The organism is Streptococcus mitis (assembly GCF_001579035.1).
Classification (GTDB): Bacteria; Bacillota; Bacilli; order Lactobacillales; family Streptococcaceae; genus Streptococcus; species Streptococcus mitis_J.
In genome coordinates, this window is record NZ_KQ970288.1 from 60,126 (window position 1) to 65,832 (window position 5,707).

The following is a 5,707-nucleotide window of genomic DNA, read 5'->3' on the forward strand; positions in this document are numbered from 1 at the left end:
TGCCACAACCGTACCAGCAACCTTACTCCATAAAACCCAAGTAATCAACAGAAAACTAAAGAGTGATGTCAAGACCCCAAAACTTGTAATCAAGCGAATCGGTTTGATTGATAAACTGGTAATACCATCCATAGCCAAACCAAGCATTTTAGATAGTGGATAGTGGCTCTCACCAGCAATTCGTTCATGGCGCTTATATGAAACGTAAGAATATTTAAAACCAACTAAAGGCATTAAACCACGAAGAAATAGATTCACTTCAGTGAATTTTTCTAATTCCTTCAAGAATCTTTTAGAAACCAAGCGATAATCGGCATGATTAAAAACAACTTCTGCTCCAAATAAGCGTAGTACCTTATAGAAACCTTCAGCTGTAATTCGTTTAAATGCAGAGTCCGTGTCACGATTATCCCGTACACCATAGACAATTTCCGAACCACTTTTATACTCCGAAACCATATTGTCCATGCAGTTAATATCATCTTGTCCATCGGCATCAATGGTAATGACTATATCAGCAAACTGAATAGCTTCATACATCCCTGCAAGAACGCTACTCTGATGCCCCCTATTACGACTTTGCGACACACCAACTACAGAAGGAATGGAATTAGCATAACTTTCTATTAGTTCCCAAGTCCGATCCTTACTACCATCATTTACATACATGATTTTACTAAGAGGATGGATTACTTCTTTCTTCACTAATTGTTCAATTTTTTCAACGAACATTGGATTAGTATGTGGTAGGACTTGCTCTTCGTTATAACATGGAACAACAATATATAAAATTGGATTTTTCCTGCTCATGCTATTCTCCTACTCTTTTTATCCCAAAAGGAAAGTTAGTTCCTCTAAACATCCTGACTATCAATTCACAGCCCAAAATTGTCAATATGGCTACAAAAACTGTCGTTATATATTGATTGACAAAAATTCCAGTATATTTAGCAGACAACTCTTTGACTAATTTTTCTACCAATACCAAAACTATCGGCGAATGCACTCCATAATAAATCAATGTTTTTTGTCCGATTGATTTCATAATGGAACTCTCTGGAAGTGTTTTAAAAAATATAAGAACACTCCAAATTCCTGAAATAGCTGCCAAGTAAAATAAGAAATGATTTCCAATTTGCTGATAATACAAATCAACAATTTGATAGCCACTCACTCGATAGTTTAGTTTACTACTATAATTGGTAAGAATAAGTCCTATCGGTAAAAAGTAAATTGAAAAATACTTTTCTAATTGATGTAAATTATTCTTAGTCCATACTCCCAGCAAGATAAAAATCATAGCGACAGGAACTAAATCAATATTCCAAATTAAATAGTACTCTCTCTCATATACCTTTTGTCCCAGATAAACTGAAACCAAGAGAGATAGGATTATTATCACCCACTGTCCCAAATTCCATCTTTTCTTTAAAATAAAGTAGCTGAAAACATGAGCCAAAAACAAAACATTCAAAAACCACAATTGAAAATAAATATGCAACCGATCTGAAAGCAGTAATTGTTTTATAAAATGAAGAATATTAAAACTCAAAACTTGATCAGGATACATGACAAAAAGTTGAAACAGAAAAACAAAACTATTTAGCAAGAAAAAAGGAAGGACTAAACTCTTTACCTTATTTAAACAATAGCCTGAGAAGGTTTCGTATTTTCTAACATTCAAAGTAAAACCAGATAAGAAAAAGAACAACGGTATGTGAAATGCATAGAGAAGCAACTTAGCATTATTTGGAACGAAGCTACTATGTCCAATGATAACTAATATAATCGCTAAACCTTTAGACATATCTATGTAACTAATTCGCTTCTTCATACTATCCTCCTGTTCCTAATTTTAATCGATAAACACTCATATCTGAAGTGACAGATTCAACTTCCTCAAAGTAAACATCCTTCTGATAATGTTCTTTCATGATTTTTTTAACACTATCCATATTCCCAGAGGAAGTGGACCAAAAGAAGAGGATATTCTGATTGTTGATTGCAGAAGTCAACAGATTATCAGGTTCCTCAACTCCGTATCTCTTCATTTGTTGATAATAATGAGGAGAAAAAGTCTGCCAATTTCCTAATGTTGTCGTATTTGTCACTAACTGATTGGGTCTTAATTTAAAAGTTGACAATGTAGGCTGTGAAGAAACCAAAGTGCCATATCCACCGAAAACAATAAGTTTATCCGAATTCCTTTGTATAAGAGACTGGTACTCTGATACTACTGACGATTGAATATAGGGAAACCAATACAGTTCTTGTCCAAGCTTATTTATCCATACTGCTCCTCCTAGTATTCCCATTATTTGTATGCTAAGAAACACCTTCCTATTATCAAATAAACTTCTTTTTTCATAAAATGATCGAGCATAGTAAATAAATACTAATAAGAAACATACTATTATAGGGATATATACTCGCTCTACTACCCTCTGTCTAACAAAAAGAGCTCCAATTAAAAGTAAAGGGAAAATAGGTACAAACCACCCGTATAGCTTCTTGGGCTTAAAAATCAAAAACCAACTAATCAGCATTAAAAAGAAGGTTGTCAGAATACTATTCTTAAAAAAATCTGATATCATCTGAGGCAGATTAAACGAGTATTTTTCTGAAAGGGATCGAACAGATTGAATGTTTGTTAAAAGAGTATTGCTTAAGGCTTTTTTTTCAGCAAATAACCAGTAGGTGGAGACATTCAGATCATTCTCACTTACCCCCAAAGTTTCGAATTCATTCGCATGTCTTTGATAATCAATAGCAGGATAATCTCTCAAATTCGTACTTAGGGCATTCCATGTCAAATACTCCTGTACATCAGCTTTCCCTAGTGTATATAGTTTATTGGAAGCAAAAATCAGTAAAATGACGCTAAATAATAAAACAATTTCTTTTCTTTTTTTAGAAAATATCCACTCAAAGAGCAGGAAAGGGAATAACAGTAAAATAAAGCTAGATATAATCTGAGGTCTAATTGATAAACCAATGAATAATAGTGATAGTCCTGAAATGTATCTTTTATCAAATAGTAAAAAAGTAGCCGCTGTAGCTGACAAATATGCAATAACGGAAAAAGAAAAATATTTAATAAGTATCAATTGAGCTATAAACACTATTGAAATCAAAAGATACAGTTTTTTCTTACAAAAAAAGTTTGCATAGACACCAAAACTAATACAGTAAATACTAACTAAAAAAATAAAATAAATATTCCAGTTGGTAACTAATTTTTGAATCGAAACCAAACCTGAAGATAATAAAATTCCTATGTAGGGTAATAACATGTTTTCCCCAGATAATATAGTTTGATTTACCATGATATCATCTACAACAGGATATTCAAAACCTCTAAATAATATATAGAGATAAAAAAATAAAAATGGCAAAAATAAAAAACTTAAACTAAGTAGCCTACTGACCATATTTTTATTTATCATTACAAGCTCTCTTTCGAATAAATATTGCCTTTCAATTTTATCACGTTTCCTAAAAAAAAAAGCATTTTCTGCTTTGTATTTTCTTAATTTTATCCATCCTATTTGAATTTTCCCTTGAAAACCAGTATAATGGTAGAATGTTATGTGGCTAGAAAGGAAGTTGAATGAAGCAATCTATTTCAAATCTCAAGTTAGCTGAGCGTGGGGCCATTATCAGCATTTCAACCTATTTAATCTTGTCTGCAGCCAAATTAGCAACTGGTCATCTTCTTCATTCATCCAGTTTGGTGGCCGATGGTTTTAACAACATCTCAGACATCATTGGAAATGTTGCCCTCTTGATTGGGATTCGGATGGCGCGCCAGCCTGCAGACCGTGACCACCGTTTTGGTCACTGGAAGATTGAAGATTTGGCTAGCTTGGTCACTTCTATTATCATGTTCTATGTTGGCTTTGATGTTCTAAGGGATACCATTCAGAAGATTCTCAGTCGTGAAGAAACGGTCATTGATCCTCTTGGTGCAACTCTGGGAATCATTTCTGCAGCGATTATGTTTGTGGTCTATCTCTACAATACTCGCCTCAGTAAGAAATCCAATTCCAAGGCACTAAAGGCTGCCGCCAAGGACAATCTTTCTGATGCTGTCACCTCACTTGGTACTACCATTGCCATCCTAGCCAGCAGTTTCAATTATCCCATTGTGGATAAACTGGTTGCCATTATCATCACTTTCTTTATCTTGAAGACTGCCTATGATATCTTTATCGAGTCTTCCTTTAGTCTCTCAGATGGTTTTGACGATCGTCTGCTTGAGGAATACCAAAAGGCCATTATGGAAATTCCTAAAATCAGTAAGGTTAAATCTCAAAGAGGTCGTACCTACGGTAGCAACATTTACCTTGATATTACGCTAGAAATGAATCCTGACTTGTCTGTTTTTGAGAGTCATGAAATCGCGGATCAAGTCGAGTCTATGCTGGAGGAACGTTTTGGCGTCTTTGATACCGATGTCCATATCGAGCCAGCACCTATCCCTGAGGATGAAGTTTTAGACAATGTCTATAAAAAATTGCTCATGCGCGAACAATTGATCGACCAAGGAAATCAACTGGAAGAGCTCTTGGCTGACGATTTTGTCTATATTCGTCAAGACGGAAATCAGATGGATAAAGAGGCCTATAAAGCCGAAAAAGACTTGAATTCTGCTATCAAGGACATCCAAATCACTTCCATCAGTCAAAAGACCAAACTCATCTGCTATGAGTTAGATGGTATCGTCCATACCAGTATCTGGCGTCGCCATGAGACTTGGCAAAATATCTTTCATCAAGAAACCAAAAAAGAATAGAGAAATCCTGTCCATGAGACGGGATTTTTCTATTCCTCTAGCTGTCAAATTCACTTAAATACTCATAACGTTCGTATTTTTCAAGGAGTGCTTCGTTTTTCTCATCCAGTTCTTTTTGGAGAGTAGCCAGCTTACCAAAGTCAGAGCCGTTGGCCTGCATTTCCTCTTCAATAGCAGCGATGCGGTTTTCCAAGGCTTCAATATCGCCTTCAATACTTGCCCACTCCTGCTTTTCTTGGTAGGTCATGCGTTTCTTATCTTCACGGATCTTGACTACTTTCTCCTTTTCAGCCTTTTGAACTTGATTGGCCATCTCTGTTTCAAAGGCTTTTTCATCAAGATAGTCGGTGTAATGACCAAAGAAAGGACGAATCTTGCCATTCTCAAAAGCAAGAATCTTGGTCGCTACCTTATCCAAGAAATAGCGGTCATGGCTAACCGTCAAAACAGGCCCAGCAAAGCCCTGCAAGAAATTCTCCAAGACTGTCAAGGTTGCAATGTCCAAATCATTGGTTGGCTCGTCTAAAAGAAGAACATTTGGTTTTTCCAAGAGCAGTTTGAGGAGATAAAGACGTTTTTTCTCTCCCCCAGACAATTTCTCAATCAAGGTTCCATGCGTCGAACGTGGGAAAAGGAACTGCTCCAGCAACTCTGCAATCGAAGTCGTAGAACCCCCACTGGTCTTGACCTCTTCTGCCACTTCCTGCAAGTAATTGATCACTCGCTTACTTTCATCCAAACCCTCAATTTGCTGAGAGAAATAGGCAATGCGAACAGTTTCCCCAATCACAACTTGACCTGCTGTCGGCTCAAGACTTCCTGCAATCAGATTGAGCAGGGTTGATTTCCCCACACCGTTGTCCCCAACAATTCCAATACGGTCTTTGGCCTGCACCAAGAGATTAAAATCTT

Annotated in this window: 5 protein-coding genes; 1 reads left to right on the forward strand and 4 read right to left on the reverse strand. The window is 36.1% G+C overall.

The window, feature by feature from the left end; translation table 11 throughout:
* The 3 genes from SMIDD26_RS06440 to SMIDD26_RS06450 all read right to left on the reverse strand — a co-directional run.
* Positions 1 to 810, reverse strand: an 810-nt coding sequence (locus SMIDD26_RS06440) for a glycosyltransferase family 2 protein (protein ID WP_061439602.1), incomplete at its 3' end; no start/stop codon positions are given.
* A gap of 1 nt (position 811) precedes the next feature.
* Positions 812 to 1,834: an acyltransferase family protein gene (locus SMIDD26_RS06445; RefSeq protein ID WP_061439604.1), complete on the reverse strand. Its 1,023-nt coding sequence runs from the start codon at positions 1,832 to 1,834 to the stop codon at positions 812 to 814.
* A gap of 1 nt (position 1,835) precedes the next feature.
* Positions 1,836 to 3,446 (reverse strand): hypothetical protein, encoded by a 1,611-nt coding sequence (locus SMIDD26_RS06450; RefSeq protein ID WP_061439605.1) that lies wholly within the window; start codon positions 3,444 to 3,446, stop codon positions 1,836 to 1,838.
* A gap of 164 nt (positions 3,447 to 3,610) precedes the next feature.
* Between SMIDD26_RS06450 and mntE the strand changes: the two genes are divergently transcribed.
* The gene (gene mntE / locus SMIDD26_RS06455) at positions 3,611 to 4,795 is read left to right on the forward strand and encodes a CDF family manganese efflux transporter MntE (protein WP_061439606.1); all 1,185 of its coding nucleotides are present in this window, start codon (positions 3,611 to 3,613) and stop codon (positions 4,793 to 4,795) included.
* Positions 4,796 to 4,832: 37 nt separating this feature from the next.
* On the opposite strand, the gene SMIDD26_RS13030 is transcribed toward mntE, so the two are convergent.
* The coding region (locus tag SMIDD26_RS13030; protein WP_246746957.1) for an ATP-binding cassette domain-containing protein at positions 4,833 to 5,707 on the reverse strand (875 nt) is incomplete at its 5' end.

Bases quoted from the DNA above. Each gene is read 5' to 3' on its own strand.
- SMIDD26_RS06445 (WP_061439604.1), bottom strand. From the start codon at position 1,834: ATGAAGAAGCGAATTAGTTACATAGATATGTCTAAAGGTTTAGCGATT.
- SMIDD26_RS06450 (WP_061439605.1), bottom strand. From the start codon at position 3,446: ATGATAAATAAAAATATGGTCAGTAGGCTACTTAGTTTAAGTTTTTTA.
- mntE (WP_061439606.1), top strand. From the start codon at position 3,611: ATGAAGCAATCTATTTCAAATCTCAAGTTAGCTGAGCGTGGGGCCATT.